Source organism: Streptomyces johnsoniae (genome assembly GCF_031845565.1).
Lineage (GTDB): Bacteria > Actinomycetota > Actinomycetes > Streptomycetales > Streptomycetaceae > Streptomyces > Streptomyces johnsoniae.
This window is the reverse complement of the sequence record NZ_JAVREV010000011.1, coordinates 160176-178015: the sequence shown is the minus strand read 5'-3', so window position 1 is coordinate 178015 and position 17840 is coordinate 160176. Positions and strand designations below refer to the sequence as shown.

Here is a 17840-nt window from a genome sequence, read left to right as displayed (position 1 = left end):
GAGTGCCGGGTGCGGGATTTGAACCCGCACGCTCTTGCGAGCAGAGGTGTTTGAGACCTCCGTGTCTGCCCTTCCACCAACCCGGCCTGCTGGCGCCCGGACAGTCTAGCGGCTCCGCCGTGGCCCCAGCGACTAGGTACCCTCGTGGGTGCCCCATTCGGCAGGAAACGAGGAGCATCGTGACCACCCCCGACGTCCCCGACGAGCCCACCCCGGCGGATGCCGCCGAATCCGCGGCTCACGTCCCGCCCAACACCGCCCGTGTCGTCATCGCCGAGGACGAGGCGCTGATCCGGCTCGACCTGAAAGAGATGCTGGAGGAAGAGGGGTACAGCGTCGTCGGAGAGGCCGGGGACGGTGAGCGGGCTGTCGAGCTGGCCCGTGAGCTGCGGCCCGATCTGGTGATTCTCGACGTGAAGATGCCGGTGATGGACGGCATCTCGGCCGCGGAGAAGATCGCGGCGGACAATATCGCGCCGGTGCTGATGCTGACCGCGTTCTCGCAGCGTGACCTGGTCGAACGGGCCAGGGACGCCGGAGCCATGGCCTACCTGGTGAAGCCGTTCAGCAAGAGTGACGTCGTCCCGGCCATCGAGATCGCCGTCTCGCGGTTCCAGGAGCTGAAGACGCTCGCGGGTGAAGTCGCCGACCTCGCGCAGCGGCTGGAGACGCGGAAGCTGGTGGACCGGGCCAAGAGTGTCCTCCAGACCCAGTACGGTCTGTCGGAGCCGGCCGCTTTCCGCTGGATTCAGAAGACGTCCATGGACCGCAGGCTCTCCATGCATCAGGTGGCCGAGGCTGTGATCCAGGACGCCGAGGAGAAGCGGCAGAAGCAGTAGAAATAGCGGCAGAAGCGGCGAAGACCCCGCGGGGAGTTAAGTCTTCGTTAATTCCCCCAAAGTGGGTCAGAGCGCGTCCCGGTGTCTGTCCGGGGCGCGCTCTTGTCGTTTGCGCATTATCTGGTCCGGGTTGAGTGGATCTTGTCGGGATCGTCCGCTGACCGGTCAGTCATGTTCTGTTTCCGGCATGTGCCAGAGGTCACGAGGCGATCACATCTGTCGCGACAGTGTGTTCGTGCAGCTTGCATGGCAATAGATTCCGCTGCACGCCGCACCGGTGTGCCGTATGCGCATGGGAGCTGTGCGGTGACGACATGACTGGGCTCGCTCCAGGGGGTTTTCGAAGTGCTCAACAAGTCCATCGTGAGGCTCGCGATACCCGTCGCCGCCGGCGCGCTCGTGCTCACTGCTTGCGGCGGTGACGACGACGGGGGCGACAGCGGGGGTGGGGGCACCACGTACAAGATCGCCTTCCAGGGGCCGCTCTCCGGTACGAACGTGGCGCTCGGCGAGAACATGGAAAACGGTATTCAGCTGGCCATCAACGAGGCCAATGGAAGTGGCGATTACGACTTCACTGTTGAGTACGTCGCGGCCGACGACCAGGGCGTGGAGACCCAGGCCACCGCGGCGGCGCAGAGCGCCATCGACGACCAGGACGTGATGGCCGTGGTCGGCCCGGCGTTCTCCGGCCCCGCGAACGTGTCGGCGCCGCTCTATGCGCAGGCCATGCTGCCGGCGGTCAGCTCGTCCGCGACGGACCCGACGCTGACGGAGGACGGCAAGTTCGCCACGTTCCTGCGCGCCGTGCCCAACGACAACGCGCAGGGTCTGGCCATGGCGGACTTCCTGGCGGCCCAGGACGGCGTCGAGAGCGTCATGATCGTCGACGACGTCACGCCGTACGGCGAGGGTCTCGCCGAGGTGGCCGAGTCGGAGATGACCGCCGCGGGCCTGAGTGTGGAGCGGCAGAGTGTGCCGGCCGACACCGTCGACTACAGCGGAGCCGCCCGCACGGTGACCGAAGCCGGTGTGGACGCGCTTATCTACGCGGGTTACTACGAGGCGCTCGGGCCGTTCGCGATCCGGCTCCAGGAGGCCGGGTACGAGGGCATCCGCATATCAGGCGACGGCTCGAACGACGACGAGTTCATCAACCTGGCGGGCGACGCCGCCGAGGGCTGGCACCTGACCTGCCCGTGCACCGACGCCACCGAGAACGAGGGCACCGCGGCGTTCGCGGAGACGTACGAGGCGGAGTTCGGCCTCGCGCCCGGTACCTACTCGGCCGAGTCCTACGACGTCACGAACATGATCATCGAGGCGATGGCCGAGCTCGGCGGCGACGTCAGCCGTGAGGCGCTGTACCAGCAGCTCGCGGGGACCGAGTACGAGGGGCTGACGAAGACGTTCGCCTTCGACGAGAACGGCGAGTTCACCAATACGGCGATCTTCATGTACCAGGTCGAGGACGGTGTCCGCGGCTACCTGGGCGGCGTCGACGAGCTGGTCGGCGGCTGAGTCCACCTGGCCGGCGGGGGCGGGGCGCCGACCCGTTCCGCCCCGCCGGCCGATCAGCCCACCGCTGCTCGTTCCCACAAGGAAGTAAGTTCCATGTCGCTTTCCGATATCTGGGACGTTCTGGTCCTGGGTGTGGTGCTCGGCTCGTTGTATGCCGTTATCGCCATTGGCTACACGCTGGTCTATGGTGTCCTCCAGCTTCTGAACTTCGCGCACAGCGAGGTCTTCATGGCCGGTGGATTCGGGGGCGTCATCGCCCTCACCATTTTCGAACCCGCCGCTGATCCTTCCGGCCTTCAGTCGGCCCTCTACGTGCTTCTCGGGATTCTCGGCGGAGCGCTGCTCGGCGGCCTGGTCGCCTTTGGCCTTGAAAAAGGTGCCTATCGTCCACTGCGGAGACGTCACGCATCGCGTCTGATCTTTCTGATCACGGCGATCGGTGCGTCGTTCTTTCTCTACAATCTCGCGGGCAAGATGTTCGGCCGCTACCCGATGCCGATGCCGACGATGTACGAGAACAAGCAGGTGTTCGAGGTGTTCGGCACCTCGGTCAACGTGACGCAGCTCCTTATCGTGGTGGCCGCGGTGCTGATGCTGCTGACGGTGGATTTCGTGGTGAACCGCACCAAGATGGGTTCAGGAATCCGGGCGGTCGCGCAGGACCCGGAAGTCGCGTCCCTGATGGGCGTGGACATCGACAAGGTGGTGTCGAGGACGTTCGTGCTCGGCGGCGTGATGGGCGGGGTGGCCGGCTTCCTGTTCGGCACGAACCTCCAGGTCGAGTACACCATGGGCTTCCTGCCCGGCATCACGGCGTTCGCGGCTGCGGTGCTCGGCGGTATCGGCAACGTGCGCGGGGCGATGCTCGGCGGGCTGACGCTGGGTGTGGTGGAGGCGTTCACGGTCGAGTGGTTCGGTGACGCGTGGCGGTACGCGGGCGCGTTCGCGGTGCTCGTGCTGGTGCTGATGTTCCGTCCGACGGGCATTCTCGGTGAGCGTGTGGGGAGGACGGCATGACCGCGGGAGTAACCGCTCCGAAGGTGCCTTCCGCGGCGAAGCTGCGGAAACGTTCCTGGTATCAGCAGCCGCGTTGGCACCGGCTGTTCGCGCTGGTGGTGACGGCGCTGGTACTGACCCAGGTCACGGGTGCGCAGGGTACGCGTGGCGATTTGTTCGCGGCGCTGGAGGAGAATTTCAGCGGCGGCGCGGTCTGGGGCTGGCTCGGCCTGGCCGTGGTGATCTGGCTGGTCCGCGAGTTCGCGCACGAGCTGCTCGGCCGCTACACGTCGCGGGTGAAGGAGGAGGCGGGCCGCCCCGCGGAGCGGCCGGGCGATCTGACGCCGTCCGGGGGGTTCTCGCCGGCGGCGGCGCCGGTGTGGCTTCCGGCGCTGGTGGCGCGCACGGTCCGGTTCGTCACCGACGTGGTGCGCGGGCAGCGGCTTTACCGGTGGGGTTCGATGGCGGCGCTGCTCGGGCTGCTGATCGTGCTGCCGCTGATGGTGTCGACGTTCTGGCAGCAGGTGATGGTGGACCAGATCGGCATGTTCGTGCTGGTCGCCATCGGGCTGAACGTGGTGGTCGGCTGGGCCGGAATGCTGGACCTGGGATTCATCGCGTTCTTCGCGATCGGTGCCTACAGCTCGGCGTTCTGGACGGGCGGGCTGCCGGTGGAGCCGCCGGTGGAGCTGAACAACTTCCTGGTGATTCCCATCGCGGTTCTCACCTGCCTGGTCGCGGGCGTGCTGCTCGGGGCGCCGACGCTGCGGCTGCGCGGCGACTACTTGGCAATCGTGACGCTGGGCTTTCACGAGATCGTGTACTTGACGGCGAAGAACTGGACGGAGTTCACGGGCGGTTCGCGGGGTGCCCCGCAGCTGGACCGGTTCTCGGTCGACCTCGGATTCTGGTCGTACGAGTGGGAGCTCGATCCGCGGCCGTACTACTGGCTCCAGCTGGCCTTCGTGGTCGTGGTGCTGCTGCTGTTCGTGCGGCTCGAGCATTCGCGGGTGGGCCGGGCCTGGACGGCGATCCGGGAGGACGAGGTCGCGGCGGCGGCGACGGGCGTGGACACCGTGCGGTTCAAGCTGCTGGCGTTCGCGATCGGCGCGTCGACCTCGGGCATCGCCGGGGTGATCTACGCGAGCAAGCTGGGCTTCATCAACCCGGAGATGTTCGTACTGCTGCTGTCCGTGCTCGCCCTGTCCTACGTGGTGTTCGGCGGCATGGGCTCGATCCCGGGCGTGCTGATCGGCACGGCGGTGCTGGTGTGGCTGCCGGAGTACCTGCGGGACACGGTCGACCCCCAGGACCGGTACATGTATCTGGGCGGGCTGCTGGTGGTCATGATGATCTACCGGCCGCAGGGTTTGCTGCCGTCGCGGCGGCGGCAGCGGGAGCTGCGGATGGCGGAGGAGGGCTCGGGGTCCGCCGATGCCCTGGGCGCGCGGCCGGGAGGTGCGCAGGCATGACGACCGAGATGCTGGACGAGGCCGCGAAGGTGCGGGCGCTGTCGGACGACGTGCTGGACGCGTCGGGCGTGACGCTGCGGTTCGGCGGGCTGACGAGCCTGGACGGCGTGGCCCTGCGGATGGCGCGCGGGGAGATCCTGGCGGTCATCGGGCCGAACGGGGCGGGCAAGACCTCGCTGTTCAACTCGCTGACGGGGGCGTACGTTCCGCAGGAGGGGAAGATCACCTTCCGTCCGCGGGCGGGGGGCGAGCACGAGCTGCGGGGCCGCAAGCCGCACAGGACGAGCCGCCTCGGGGTGGCACGCACGTTCCAGAACATCCGCCTGTTCGGGGCGCTGACGGTGCTGGAGAACGTGAAGGTCGCCGTGGAGACGCGGCAGCGCACGGACGCCATCTCGATCATGCTGGGGCTGCCGAACGCGCGCAGGGACGAGCGGGAGAGCGACCGGAAGGCGCACGAGGTGCTGTCGTTCGTCGGTCTCGGCCACCGGCTGAACGAGCTGGCCTCCGCGCTCAGTTACGGCGAGCAGCGGCGGCTGGAGATCGCGCGGGCGCTGGCGACGACGCCGGAGGTGCTGCTGCTCGACGAGCCTGCGGCGGGGACGAACCCGACGGAGAAGCGGGATCTGGAGGTGCTGATCCGTCGGATCAACCAGGAACTCGCGGTGAGCGTGCTGCTGATCGAGCACGACATGCGGCTGGTGATGTCGGTGGCGGACCGGGTGGTGGTGCTGAACTTCGGCAGGAAGATCGCCGAGGGAACCCCAGGGTCGGTACAGCAGGACCCCGCGGTGATCGAGGCGTACCTGGGCGCGTCGGCCGAGGACGAGCGGGCGCTGGTGGCGGAGGTGGTCGCGGAGCGCGAGGAGCACGGCGCGGAGGAGCGGCCGGACGGGCCGCCCGGTGCCGCGGGCGCGGCGGCGGACGACGAGGAGGGACGGGCGTGAACGTGGGCGTCGAGAAGGAGGCCGGCGCGGCCTCGGGAGCGGTGGACGGGCGCCCAGCGCTGCTCGAACTGCGGGACCTGCGCGTGTTCTACGGCGCCATCGAGGCACTGAAGGGCGTCAGCATGACGGTGGGCGAGGGCGAGGTCGTGGCGCTGCTCGGCGCGAACGGCGCGGGCAAGTCGACGACGCTGAAGGCGGCGTCCGGAATGCTGGCGCCGCGTTCGGGCGAGGTGCTGCTGCGCGGCGAGCGCGTGGACGGCATCAAGTCGCACGAGCTGGTGCAGTTCGGCATCGGTCATGTGCCGGAGGGGCGCCGGGTCTTCGCCCGGATGACGGTGCTGGAGAACCTGAAGATGGGGGCGTACCGGCTGAAGCGGCCGGACGACGCCGACCTGGACCGGGTGTTCTCCCTGTTCCCCGTGCTCGCGGAGCGGCGCAGGCAGGTCAGCGGCACCCTGTCCGGTGGCGAGCAGCAGATGCTGGCGATCGGCAGGGCGTTGATGGGGAAGCCGGAGCTGCTGCTGCTCGACGAGCCGTCGATGGGGCTCGCGCCGCTGATCGTGCGGCAGATCTTCGAGATCCTGAAGGAGATCAACGAGCAGGGGACGACGCTGCTGCTGGTCGAGCAGAACGCCGCGCAGGCGCTTCGGCTGGCGAACCGGGGCTACGTGCTGGAGACGGGCGCGGTGGTGATGGCCGACGAGGCGTCGGCGCTGCTGTCCGATCCGCGGGTGCGGGCCGCGTATCTGGGTGAGGTGGCCGAGCAGTCGGAGCAGGCGGAGGAGAAGGGGTAGCCCCGGTCACGGGGCGGGGGACGCCTCGCTCGTGGGCTCCGCCGTCTGCTGTCCGCCGGCGGCGGGGCGCAGGGCGCAGGTGAGGCGGGCGGTGCAGACGCGCTTGCCCCGTTCGTCGGTGATGGTGACGTCATAGGTGGCCGAGGTGCGGCCGGTGTGGGCCGGGGTGGCGACGCCGGTGACGATGCCGGAGCGGACCGCGCGGTGGTGGGTGCAGTTGATGTCGACGCCGACGGCGATCTTGTTGGGGCCCGCGTGAAGCATCGCGCCGATGGAGGCCAGGGTTTCGGCGAGTGCGGCGGAGGCGCCGCCGTGCAGCAGGCCGTAGGGCTGGGTGTTGCCCTCGACGGGCAGGGTGCCGACGACCTTGTCCGGGGACGCCTCGGCGACGCGGATGCCGAGGCGTTCGCCGAATCGCCCCGCGGAGAAGAGCGCGGGCAGGTCGATGCCGAGCCCCGCCCACTGGTCGATGATCTGTGCGGGGAAGAGTGTGCTGGTGTGCTCGCCCATGGGAGCGTTCTATCAGGTCCGTTCAGGGGGCGGTTGCCGGGGTCAGGCGGACCACGACGGACTTGCTGGCGGGGGTGTTGCTGGTGTCGGCGGTGGCGTCGAGGGGGACGAGAACGTTGGTCTCCGGGTAGTAGGCGGCGGCGCAGCCGCGCGCGGTGGGGTAGTGAACGACGCGGAAGCCGGGGGCGGTGCGTTCGGAGCCGTCGGTCCATTCGCTGGTGAGGTCGGCGTGGGAGCCGTCGGGCAGGCCGAGTTCGCGGGCGTCGTCGGGGTGGACGAGGACGACGCGCCGGCCGCCGGTGATACCGCGGTAGCGGTCGTCGAGGCCGTAGACGGTGGTGTTGTACTGGTCGTGGGAGCGCAGGGTCTGCAAGAGCAGGCGCCCGGGGGGAACGGTCGGCCAGGTCACGGGGTCCGCGGTGAAGTTGGCCTTGCCGGTGGCGGTGGGGAAGTGCCGGTCGTCGCGCGGTGCGTGGGGGAGTGCGAAGCCGCCGGGCTGGGCGACGCGGGTCTCGAAGTCCTCGAAGCCGGGGATGACGCGGGCGATGCGCTCGCGGACGAGGCGGTAGTCCCGTTCGAAGTCCTCCCAGGGGATGGTGCCGGTGTCGCCGAGGACGCGGCGGGCGAGGCGGCAGACGATGGCGGGCTCGGACAGCAGGTGGGGGCTCGCGGGCTTCAGGCGGCCGCGCGAGGCGTGGACGATGCCCATGGAGTCCTCGACGGTGACGGACTGCGGGCCCGCGGCCTGATGATCGCGTTCGGTGCGGCCGAGCGTGGGGAGGATGAGGGCGCGGGCGCCGGTGACGCAGTGGGAGCGGTTGAGCTTCGTCGACACGTGAACGGTGAGCGCGGCGCGGCGCATGGCGTCCTCGGTGACGGCGGTGTCGGGGCTCGCGGCGACGAAGTTGCCGCCCATGGCGAAGAACACCTTGGCCCGGCCGTCGCGCAGGGCGCGGATGGAGTCGACGACGTCGAGGCCGTGGCGCTGCGGCGGGTCGAAGCCGAACTCCGTTCCGAGGGCGTCGAGGAAGCCGGCCGCGGGCTTCTCGGTGATGCCCATGGTGCGGTCGCCCTGGACGTTGCTGTGGCCGCGCACGGGACACACGCCCGCGCCGGGGCGGCCCACGTTGCCGCGCAGCAGGAGGAAGTTGACGATCTCCTTGATGGTGGGCACGGAGTGCTTGTGCTGGGTGAGGCCCATGGCCCAGCAGACGATGATGCGCCGGGAGGCGAGGATCATCGCGAGCGCGCGTTCGATATCGCTGCGGGTCAGTCCGGTCGCGCGCCGGGTCTCCTCCCAGTCGGCGGCGCGGGCGGCGGCGGCGAACTCCTCGTACCCGGCGGTGTGGCGGCGGATGAAGACGGAGTCCACGGCGGCGCCGCGGTTGATGATCAGCTTGTTGAGAAGGCGGAAGAGCGCCTGGTCGCCGCCGAGCCTGATCTGGAGGAAGAGGTCGGTGAGCGGGGTGCCGCCGCCGGCGAGACCGCGGGCGGTCTGCGGGTTCTTGAACCGTTCGAGTCCGGCTTCCGGCAGCGGGTTGACGGTGATGATCTTCGCGCCCGCGGATTTGGCCTTCTCCAGCGCGGTAAGCATGCGGGGGTGGTTCGTGCCGGGGTTCTGCCCGGCGACGATGATGAGGTCGGCCTGGTACAGGTCGTTGAGCAGGACGCTGCCCTTGCCGACGCCGAGGGTCTCGGTGAGCGCCGCGCCGGAGGACTCGTGGCACATGTTGGAGCAGTCCGGCAGGTTGTTGGTGCCGTAGGCGCGGGCGAACAGCTGGTAGAGGAACGCGGCCTCGTTGCTGGTGCGCCCCGAGGTGTAGAAGAGGGCCTGGTCGGGGTCGGGCAGGGCGTGCAGCTCCTCGGCGATGAGGTCGAACGCGCGGTCCCAGTCGATCGGCTCGTAGTGGTCGGCGCCCTCGGGCAGGTACATGGGGCGGGTGAGGCGGCCCTGCTGCCCGAGCCAGTACCCGGACCGGCCGGCGAGGTCGGTCACGGAGTGCTGGGCGAAGAACTCGGGGGTGACGCGGCGGAGGGTCGCCTCTTCCGCGACGGCCTTGGCACCGTTCTCGCAGAACTCCGCGGTGTGCGGCCGGTCCGGCTCGGGCCAGGCGCAGCCGGGGCAGTCGAACCCGCCCGGCTGGTTGACGCGGAGCAGTGTGAGCGCGGTACGGCGGACCCCCATCTGCCGCTGCGCGGTGCGCAGGGCGTGGCCGATGGCCGGGGCACCGGCGGCCGAGTGTTCCGGGCCGGTGACGTGGGGTGCGTCCTGGACTGGATCGGCTTCGGGCGGCTTGGCTGGCATGTCTGCGATCGTCGCACGGTCGGCGGGGAGTGTCAGTGGTCCGTGGCAGGATCGGGCATGTGGCTGAGAACGTATCGCAGACGACCACCGCTCCGCGCCTGCTCCTGCTGGACGGGCATTCCCTGGCGTACCGGGCTTTCTTCGCGTTGCCCGCGGAGAATTTCACGACCACGGTCGGCCAGCCGACGAACGCGATCTACGGGTTCACGTCGATGCTGGCCAACACGCTGCGCGACGAGGCGCCCACGCATCTCGCGGTGGCGTTCGACGTGTCGCGGGTGACGTGGCGCTCCGAGCGGTTCGCCGACTACAAGGCGACGCGGTCGGCGACGCCCGACGAGTTCAAGGGGCAGGTGGAGCTGATCGGCGAGCTGCTCGACGCGCTGCGGGTGCGGCGGTTCGCGGTGCCGGGCTTCGAGGCGGACGACGTGATCGCGACGCTGGCGACCCGGGCGGCCGACGAGGGTTTCCAGGTCTCGATCGTGACGGGCGACCGGGATGCGTTCCAGCTGGTCAGCGACACGATCACGGTGCTGTACCCGACGAAGGGCGTCTCGGAGCTGACGCGCTTCACGCCGGAGAAGGTGCTGGAGAAGTACGGGCTGCCGCCCGCGAAGTACGCGGACTTCGCGGCGCTGCGGGGCGACCCTTCCGACAATCTCCCGGGGATTCCCGGGGTGGGTGAGAAGACGGCCGCCAAGTGGCTCCATCAGTTCGGCTCGCTTGACGAGCTGGCGGAGCGGGCCGAGGAGGTCAAGGGGAAGGCCGGCGACAATCTGCGCACCCACCTGGAGTCCGTCCGGTTGAACCGGGAGTTGACGGAGCTGGCCAGGGACGTCGACCTGGGCTGCGGCCCGGCGGACCTGGAGCGGCAGCCGTACGACACGGACGCGGTGACCGTGCTCCTCGACGCCCTGGAGTTCCGCAATCCGAATCTGCGGGAGCGGCTGTTCGCGGTCGATCCCGCGGCGGAGGAGGCGCCGGCCGCGGCGGCCGAGGGGCCCCGGGTGGACGGGGTGGTGCTGGCCGCGGGCGCTCTCGCGCCGTGGCTGGCCGAGCACGGGGCGGCCGGCGTGCCGCTCGGCGTGGCCACGCTCGACGACTGGAAGCTGGGCGCGGGCAGCGTGCACGCGGTGGCGCTCGCCGCGGCGGGCGGCCCGGCCGCCTGGTTCGATCCCGCGACGCTGGACGAGGCGGACGAGCGGGCGTTCGCCGACTGGTCGGCGAGCGCCGACCGGCCCAAGATCCTGCACCACGCGAAGGGCGTGCAGCGGGTGTTCGCGGAGCACGGCTGGCAGGTGGCGGGCGTCACCATGGACACGGCGCTCGCCGCGTATCTGGTGCAGCCGGGCCGCCGGTCCTTCGCGCTGGACGCGCTGAGCGTGGAGTTTCTCGGCCGCGAGCTGGAGCGGCCGGCGGACGACAGCGGGCAGCTGGCGTTCGGCGCGGATGACGCGGCGCAGGCCGACTCGCTGATGCGGCAGGCCCGCACGGTGCTCGACCTGGGCGAGCTGTTCCGGGCGCGGCTCGCGGAGGTCGGCGCGGCGGAGCTGCTCGACGATCTGGAGCTGCCGACCTCCCGGCTGCTGTCCCGCATGGAGCGGGCGGGGATCGCCGCGGACCGCGCGTGGCTGGAGGGCCTGGAGCAGCAGTTCGCCGCGGCGGTGCAGCAGGCGGTGTCGGAGGCGCACGCCTCGGTGGGCCGCGAGTTCAACCTGGGCTCGCCCAAGCAGCTTCAGGAGGTGCTGTTCGGCGAGCTGGGGCTGCCGAAGACGAAGCGGACGAAGACCGGCTACACGACGGACGCGGACGCGCTGACGTGGCTGGCCGCACAGACCGAGCACGAGCTGCCGGTGATCATGCTGCGGCACCGGGAGCAGGCCAGGCTGCGGACCACGGTCGAGGGCCTGATCAAGAGCATCGCGTCGGACGGGCGGATTCACACGACCTTCCAGCAGACGGTCGCGGCGACCGGCCGCCTGTCGTCCACCGATCCCAACCTCCAGAATATTCCGGTGCGCACCGACGAGGGCCGCGCGATCCGCCGCGGATTCGTCGTGGGGGAGGGGTACGAGGCGCTGCTGACCGCGGACTACAGCCAGATCGAGCTGCGGGTGATGGCGCACCTGTCGCAGGATGAGGATCTGCTCGATGCGTTCACCTCGGGCGAGGATCTGCACACCACCGTCGCCTCGCAGGTGTTCGGCGTCGGCAAGTCCGGGGTCGACGCGGAGATGCGGCGCAAGATCAAGGCGATGAGCTACGGACTGGCCTACGGCCTGTCGGCGTTCGGCCTCGGCCAGCAGCTGTCGATCCCGCCCGACGAGGCGCAGAAGCTGATGGACACCTACTTCGAGCGGTTCGGCGGCGTGCGGGACTATCTCCAGCACGTGGTCGGGGAGGCCCGGGTCACGGGCCATACGCAGACGCTGCTCGGCCGCCGCCGCTACCTGCCGGACCTCAGCAGCTCCAACCGGCAACGCCGGGAGACGGCCGAGCGCATGGCGCTCAACGCGCCGATCCAGGGGACCGCCGCCGACATTGTGAAGATCGCGATGCTGCGGGTGAGCGACGCGCTGGACCGGGAGAAGCTGACGTCGCGGATGCTGCTTCAGGTGCACGACGAGATCGTGCTCGAAGTCGCGCCGGGCGAGCGCCGGTCGGTGGAGGAGCTGGTGCGGCGTGAGATGGCCGGCGCGGTGCAATTGCGCGCGCCCCTGGACGTGTCGGTCGGCTGGGGCGACACCTGGGAGTCCGCGGCGCACTGAGGCGCGAAGTGTCGCGGTTTCGCAACCGCCACTCCGGCGTCACCGGTACGTTCTGGTCCCGAACGGGCAGGTGTCGTACTGTCATTCCGGTCGGTGAGGTCACCCGGACCGCAAACGGAGGGGAAGGCGCGTGGGGTTGCGTATCGGCAGGGTCCGCAGAGGCATGTCGGGATCGGCGATTGCGGCCGCGGCGATGGCCGCGCTCACCGCGTCGCAGGCGCCAGAGGTCCTGGGGGGTGAGAGTCCGAGCGCGCCCGAGGCGCCGGACCGCCCCTCGGCCCAGGAGCAGGCGGACCCCGTGCTGCCCGATGAAAATCAGGAGCTGCCCTACCACACCGATCTGCCTCCGCTGGACACGCGCGGCCCTGGCCAGGGCGGCGGCGCCGAGGACACCGACCTGGGCCCCTCCGAGGCGGGCATCCCGGCGACAGTGCTGGACGCGTACCGGCGCGCGGAGTCGACGCTGGCCGGCACCACTCCGGACTGCAACCTGGAGTGGCAGGTGCTGGCGGCCATAGGAAAGGTCGAATCGGGTCACGCCCGCGGCGGCGCCGTGGACGCGGACGGCACCACGGCGGAGCCGATCCTCGGCCCCGTGCTGAACGGGGACGGGTTCGCGCAGATATTCGATACGGACGACGGCGCCTGGGACGGCGACACGGTGCACGACCGAGCCGTGGGGCCCATGCAGTTCATCCCGTCCACCTGGGCCAGCTGGGGCGCGGACGGCAATGGGGACGGCAGCTCCGACCCGAACAATGTGTATGACGCCGCGCTGGCCGCCGGCGACTACCTCTGCGCCTCGAACCGCGACCTGTCGGTGTCCTCGCAGCTTGACCGGGCCCTGCTGAGCTACAACCACTCGTGGGACTACGTGCGGACCGTGCGGTCCTGGCTGGACTACTACCGCGAGGGCGCGCACGAGGTGCCGGACGGCGAGGGCGGGCTGCCATCGAGCCCTGGCCCGGGCAACCCGGACGCGGACGAGCGGGCGGGCGGCGGCGGCCGGGGCGGCGGCAGCGGCTCCGGCGCCACCCCGGGGCCGGAGAGCCCCTCGCCGCTTCCGCCCGCCGAGTCGGACGGCGAGATCAGGCCGCACGACCCGGACGAGTCCGAGGAGCCCGAGGTGCCCGAGGAGCCGGGCGGCGAGGACCCGGAGGAGCCCGGGGAGCCGGGCGGCGAGGACCCGGAGGAGCCGGGCGAGCCGGGCGGCGAGGACCCGGAGGAGCCGGGCGAGCCGGGCGAGGAGGACCCCGAGTGCCCGACGGACCCGGAGGACCCGCAGGACCCGCAGGACCCGGAAAACCCCGAGGCCCCGCAGGACCCGGGTGAGGAGGAGTCCGAGGAGTCGGGCGAGCCCACGCCCACGCCCACCCCGGAGCCCACCGACCCGGAGAGCCCGGACCCGACGGACCCGGAGGACCCGGAGAATCCCGAGGACCCCGAGAACCCGGAAGACCCGGACGGCTGCGAGGACCCGGAGGAGCCGGGTGAGGAGGAGCCGGAGGAGCCGGGCGAGCCCACGCCCACGCCCACCCCGGAGCCCACCGAGTCGGCGACGGCCACCCGCCGCGCCGCCTGATCCGCCGAGAGGTACACCCCGGCCGTGGTGCCGTTCCGTGGTGCCGTTCCGTGGTGTTCACATGACCGTGCGCGCCGGCTTTTGGCCTCCGGAATGAGCCGGGAAGTGCCAGATTTGGCCCAATAGTGCGCCTCGTGGGGCGAACCGCGCATTGACCCTGCTGGGATGCCCCCGTATGCTATAAGACGCGCTGCGGGCCTGCGCGCCTCGGACGGAGCAGGTCGCGCTCGCATCTGTTGTATGTCCCCTCGGTTCTCGAGGCGCTTCCGGTTTCCGGACTTGGAAAGCGCTTCTCAGGCTGTCCGGCTTCGGCAGTGCGATACGGGCTCCGGCGTAGCAGTGCCTACGAACATGTCCGTACCGGAGCCCTTTACCACATGACGAGCAGCACCGAGACCACCGTGACCACCCCGCAGGTTGCGGTCAACGACATCGGTTCCGAGGAAGCCTTCCTCGCCGCGATCGACGAGACGATCAAGTACTTCAACGACGGCGACATCGTCGACGGCGTCATCGTGAAGGTCGACCGGGACGAGGTCCTGCTCGACATCGGTTACAAGACCGAGGGCGTCATTCCCTCGCGCGAGCTGTCGATCAAGCACGACGTCGACCCGAACGAGGTCGTCGCCGTCGGTGACGAGATCGAGGCCCTTGTTCTCCAGAAGGAGGACAAGGAGGGCCGGCTGATCCTCTCCAAGAAGCGTGCCCAGTACGAGCGCGCCTGGGGCACCATCGAGAAGATCAAGGACGAGGACGGCATCGTCACCGGCACCGTGATCGAGGTCGTCAAGGGCGGCCTGATCCTCGACATCGGCCTGCGCGGGTTCCTCCCCGCCTCGCTCGTCGAGATGCGCCGGGTCCGCGACCTTCAGCCGTACGTCGGCAAGGAGCTCGAAGCCAAGATCATCGAGCTCGACAAGAACCGCAACAATGTGGTTCTCTCCCGCCGCGCCTGGCTGGAGCAGACGCAGAGCGAGGTCCGCCAAACCTTCCTCACCACCCTCCAGAAGGGCCAGGTGCGCTCCGGCGTCGTCTCCTCCATCGTCAACTTCGGTGCCTTCGTGGACCTGGGCGGCGTGGACGGCCTGGTGCACGTCTCCGAGCTGTCCTGGAAGCACATCGACCACCCGTCCGAGGTCGTCGAGGTCGGCCAGGAGGTCACGGTCGAGGTTCTGGACGTCGACATGGACCGCGAGCGCGTCTCGCTGTCGCTGAAGGCGACCCAGGAAGACCCGTGGCAGCAGTTCGCCAGGACGCACCAGATCGGCCAGGTCGTCCCCGGCAAGGTCACCAAGCTGGTGCCGTTCGGTGCGTTCGTCCGGGTCGACGAGGGCATCGAGGGCCTGGTCCACATCTCCGAGCTGGCCGAGCGCCACGTGGAGATCCCGGAGCAGGTCGTGCAGGTCAACGACGAGATCTTCGTCAAGGTCATCGACATCGACCTGGAGCGTCGCCGGATCAGCCTGTCCCTCAAGCAGGCCAACGAGAACTTCGGCGCCGACCCGATGATCGTGGAGTTCGACCCGACGCTGTACGGCATGGCCGCGTCCTACGACGACCAGGGCAACTACATCTACCCCGAGGGCTTCGACCCCGAGGCCAACGACTGGCTGCCCGGGTACGACAAGCAGCGCGAGGAGTGGGAGCGCCAGTACGCCGACGCGCAGCAGCGCTTCGAGCAGCACCAGGCGCAGGTCATCAAGTCCCGCGAGGCGGACGCGCAGGCCGAGGCCGAGTCGTCCGGTTCGGGCGGCGGTCCCGCGCAGTCCGGCGGCTCGGGTGGTGGCGGCTCGTACTCGTCGCCGCAGTCCGAGGACTCGGGCGCGCTGGCCTCCGACGAGGCGCTTGCCGCGCTCCGGGAGAAGCTGGCGGGCGGCCAGAGCTGACCGTTCCCGCTGTCGCGGATTCAAGCCGGGCCCGCTCCCTTCACAGGGGGCGGGCCCCGGCCGTTTCCACGGGGGAATGCCCCCGGCGTACAGCGCGTTCTCCTCTGTACACGCGAGACAGCGGAAGGGGTGCGGTGACGGTGCGCGATCCGCAGGAGTTGTACGCATGGGACCCGGCCGGTCTGGCCAGGGCCGATGAGGCCGTCGGCGGTGCGCACAGCGCCGGTCTGGTGCTGATCTACCACTTCGAGGGCTTCATCGACGCCGGCGAGACCGGTGCGCAGCTCACCGAGCAGCTGCTGGAGGGCCGTTCGGCGACTACCGTGGCACGGTTCGACCACGACCGGCTCGTGGACTACCGGGCCAGGCGCCCCGCCATGACGTTCCGGCGCGACCGGTGGTCGGCCTACGACACGCCCGAGCTCGTGGTGCGGCTGGTGCACGACGCGACGCACCAGCCGTTCCTGCTCCTGTCGGGGCCGGAGCCGGACGTGGAGTGGGAGAGCTTCTCCGCGGCCGTGCGCCAGATCGTGGAGCGGCTGCGGGTGCGGCTCGCGGTGACGTTCCACGGCATCCCGATGGGCGTGCCGCACACCAGGCCGGTCGGCCTCACCCCCCACGGGAATCGGGCGGACCTGATCGCCGGTCACCGCGGGGTCTTCGACGAGGCGCAGGTGCCCGGCAGCGCCGCGGCGCTGGTGGAGCTGCGGCTCTCGGAGGCGGGCCGGGACGTCGTCGGGGTGGCCGCGCACGTGCCCCACTACATCGCCCGCTCCCGCTACCCGGACGCGGCGCTCGTCGTTCTCGAGGCGGTGACGGCCGCCACCGGTCTCGTGCTGCCCGAGGCGGCGCACGCGCTGCGGACCCGCGCCCTGAAGACACAGGACGAGATCGAGAGCGAGCTGGCCGAGGGGGACTCGGAGCTGGTCGCGGTGGTGCGCGGCCTGGAGCAGCAGTACGACGCGATCGCCGGCGCGACCACCCGGGGCAGCCTCGTCGCCGAGCCGGTGGACCTGCCGTCCGCGGACGAGCTGGGCGAGGTGTTCGAGCGGTTCCTGGCCGAGCACGAGGACGGCGACGGCGACCGGTAGCCTGCCCGCATGCTGAACGTGGGACTGACCGGCGGAATCGGTGCGGGCAAGAGCGAGGCCGTGCGGCTGCTGGCCGGGCACGGTGCGGTGATCGTCGACTCGGACCGCATCGCGCGCGAGGTGGTCGAGCCCGGCACGCCGGGACTCGCGGCCGTCGTCGCCGAGTTCGGCACGGAGGTGCTCGCCGCTGACGGCTCGCTCGACCGCGCGAGGCTGGGCGCGATCGTCTTCGGCGACGAGGAGCGCCGCCGGGCGCTGAACGCGATCGTGCATCCGCTGGTGGCCGAGCGTTCCGCCGCGCTGCGTGCTGCCGCTCCGGCCGGCGCCATCGTGGTGCACGACGTGCCGCTGCTCGTGGAGAACGGACTCCAGGGCCGCTACGACGCCGTGATCGTCGTGGACGCGTCCGACACGACCCGCCTGGACCGGCTGACGCGGCTGCGCGGCATGCCGGAGGCGGACGCCCGCGCCCGGATGGCGGCCCAGGCCGACCGTGAAACGCGGCTCGCCGCGGCGGACTTCGTCCTGGACAACGACGGCTCGCTGGAGGAGCTGACCGTCCACACGGCGCGCCTGTGGCAGCACCTGAGCGAACGGGCCGCCCGGCGCTCCTGAGCGGCCAGCGGCCAGCGGCCGCTGAGCGCCCCCCTGCACACTACGCGCGCTGCCGCCCTGGGGCGTGCGCCGGTGTGAGGGGCGCATGCCCTGCCGCATGTCCGCCCGCCGGGCTAATGTGGGGCCATGAACGTCGAAGCCGCCATCGCCCTTGTCTCCGCCGCGGCGGGCAGCGCCGCGACCGAGGCCGGACGTCACGCCTGGGAGTCCCTGATGTCCCTGACCCGCCGCCTGACCGGTCGCGCCTCGCCCGAGCCGGTCGACCCGGAGGACGAGGCGGCGGTCCGCGCGCTGAGCGGGCGGATCGCCGATCGGGCGGGCGCGGACGAGGAGTTCGCGCGCGAGCTGCGGGCCTGGGCGGAGCGGCACCGTGGGGTGATCGGCGTCGCCCAGACCCGCGTGGAGAACACCGTCTCGGGCGACGCCCAGGTGCAGAACCTGATTCAGACCGGCACCGTCCACGGCGATATCCGCTTCGGCGCCTGACGTCCGGCGCTCCCGCGCCGCGCGTGCG

At 70.6% G+C, this 17840-nt stretch carries 14 protein-coding genes and 1 tRNA gene; 12 read left to right on the top strand and 3 right to left on the bottom strand.

Annotated elements, in window-relative coordinates:
- Nucleotides 1-3: 3 nt before the first annotated feature.
- A tRNA-Leu gene (locus RM779_RS20455) sits at nt 4-86 on the bottom strand.
- A gap of 93 nt (nt 87-179) precedes the next feature.
- On the opposite strand from RM779_RS20455, the gene RM779_RS20450 reads away from it, so the two are divergent.
- The 6 genes from RM779_RS20450 (at nt 180) to RM779_RS20425 (ending at nt 6569) form a co-directional block, all read left to right on the top strand.
- Nucleotides 180-839, top strand: a complete 660-nt coding sequence (locus tag RM779_RS20450) for an ANTAR domain-containing response regulator (protein ID WP_311619181.1) — start codon at nt 180-182, stop codon at nt 837-839.
- A gap of 363 nt (nt 840-1202) precedes the next feature.
- Nucleotides 1203-2360 carry a branched-chain amino acid ABC transporter substrate-binding protein gene (locus tag RM779_RS20445; RefSeq protein ID WP_311619180.1) on the top strand — a complete coding sequence of 386 codons (1158 nt, stop codon included), beginning with the start codon at nt 1203-1205 and terminating at the stop codon, nt 2358-2360.
- Nucleotides 2361-2453: 93 nt separating this feature from the next.
- Nucleotides 2454-3377 (top strand): branched-chain amino acid ABC transporter permease, encoded by a 924-nt coding sequence (locus RM779_RS20440; protein WP_311619179.1) that lies wholly within the window; start codon nt 2454-2456, stop codon nt 3375-3377.
- Nucleotides 3374-4828: a branched-chain amino acid ABC transporter permease gene (locus tag RM779_RS20435; protein WP_311619178.1), complete on the top strand. Its 1455-nt coding sequence runs from the start codon at nt 3374-3376 to the stop codon at nt 4826-4828. The genes RM779_RS20440 and RM779_RS20435 overlap by 4 nt, the downstream gene beginning before the upstream one ends.
- Nucleotides 4825-5775 (top strand): ABC transporter ATP-binding protein, encoded by a 951-nt coding sequence (locus RM779_RS20430; protein WP_311619177.1) that lies wholly within the window; start codon nt 4825-4827, stop codon nt 5773-5775. Before RM779_RS20435 ends, RM779_RS20430 begins: the two co-directional genes overlap by 4 nt.
- A 2-nt stretch (nt 5776-5777) precedes the next feature.
- Entirely contained in the window at nt 5778-6569 is a 792-nt protein-coding gene (locus RM779_RS20425) for an ABC transporter ATP-binding protein (protein WP_311619270.1), read from the top strand.
- A gap of 6 nt (nt 6570-6575) precedes the next feature.
- Here the strand turns inward: RM779_RS20425 and RM779_RS20420 are convergent, their stop codons facing one another.
- A complete protein-coding gene (locus RM779_RS20420; protein ID WP_311619176.1) occupies nt 6576-7079 on the bottom strand; it encodes a PaaI family thioesterase in 504 nt (167 codons plus the stop codon).
- Between the two features lie 22 nt (nt 7080-7101).
- Entirely contained in the window at nt 7102-9384 is a 2283-nt protein-coding gene (locus RM779_RS20415; RefSeq protein WP_311619174.1) for an FdhF/YdeP family oxidoreductase, read from the bottom strand.
- A 59-nt stretch (nt 9385-9443) separates the two neighbouring features.
- Between RM779_RS20415 and polA the strand changes: the two genes are divergently transcribed.
- From polA to RM779_RS20385, 6 genes are all read left to right on the top strand, one after another.
- Nucleotides 9444-12152, top strand: a complete 2709-nt coding sequence (gene polA, locus RM779_RS20410) for a DNA polymerase I (RefSeq protein WP_311619173.1) — start codon at nt 9444-9446, stop codon at nt 12150-12152.
- A gap of 163 nt (nt 12153-12315) precedes the next feature.
- On the top strand, nt 12316-13734 hold the full coding sequence (locus RM779_RS20405) for a lytic transglycosylase domain-containing protein (protein WP_311619172.1): 1419 nt from the start codon (nt 12316-12318) through the stop codon (nt 13732-13734).
- A gap of 377 nt (nt 13735-14111) precedes the next feature.
- Complete coding sequence (gene rpsA, locus RM779_RS20400; protein WP_311619171.1) at nt 14112-15620, top strand: 30S ribosomal protein S1; 1509 nt, start codon at nt 14112-14114, stop codon at nt 15618-15620.
- A 140-nt stretch (nt 15621-15760) separates the two neighbouring features.
- Nucleotides 15761-16711, top strand: coding sequence for a proteasome assembly chaperone family protein (locus RM779_RS20395; protein WP_311619170.1), 951 nt, complete (start codon nt 15761-15763; stop codon nt 16709-16711).
- Nucleotides 16712-16720: 9 nt separating this feature from the next.
- Nucleotides 16721-17326 (top strand): dephospho-CoA kinase, encoded by a 606-nt coding sequence (gene coaE / locus RM779_RS20390; RefSeq protein ID WP_311619169.1) that lies wholly within the window; start codon nt 16721-16723, stop codon nt 17324-17326.
- Nucleotides 17327-17452: 126 nt separating this feature from the next.
- On the top strand, nt 17453-17812 hold the full coding sequence (locus RM779_RS20385) for a hypothetical protein (RefSeq protein ID WP_311619168.1): 360 nt from the start codon (nt 17453-17455) through the stop codon (nt 17810-17812).
- The last annotated feature ends 28 nt before the right edge of the window (nt 17813-17840 follow it).

Bases quoted from the DNA above. Each gene is read 5' to 3' on its own strand.
- RM779_RS20415 (WP_311619174.1), bottom strand. From the start codon at position 9,384: ATGCCAGCCAAGCCGCCCGAAGCCGATCCAGTCCAGGACGCACCCCAC.
- rpsA (WP_311619171.1), top strand. From the start codon at position 14,112: ATGACGAGCAGCACCGAGACCACCGTGACCACCCCGCAGGTTGCGGTC.
- RM779_RS20430 (WP_311619177.1), top strand. From the start codon at position 4,825: ATGACGACCGAGATGCTGGACGAGGCCGCGAAGGTGCGGGCGCTGTCG.
- RM779_RS20440 (WP_311619179.1), top strand. From the start codon at position 2,454: ATGTCGCTTTCCGATATCTGGGACGTTCTGGTCCTGGGTGTGGTGCTC.
- RM779_RS20420 (WP_311619176.1), bottom strand. From the start codon at position 7,079: ATGGGCGAGCACACCAGCACACTCTTCCCCGCACAGATCATCGACCAG.
- RM779_RS20405 (WP_311619172.1), top strand. From the start codon at position 12,316: ATGTCGGGATCGGCGATTGCGGCCGCGGCGATGGCCGCGCTCACCGCG.
- coaE (WP_311619169.1), top strand. From the start codon at position 16,721: ATGCTGAACGTGGGACTGACCGGCGGAATCGGTGCGGGCAAGAGCGAG.
- RM779_RS20435 (WP_311619178.1), top strand. From the start codon at position 3,374: ATGACCGCGGGAGTAACCGCTCCGAAGGTGCCTTCCGCGGCGAAGCTG.
- RM779_RS20385 (WP_311619168.1), top strand. From the start codon at position 17,453: ATGAACGTCGAAGCCGCCATCGCCCTTGTCTCCGCCGCGGCGGGCAGC.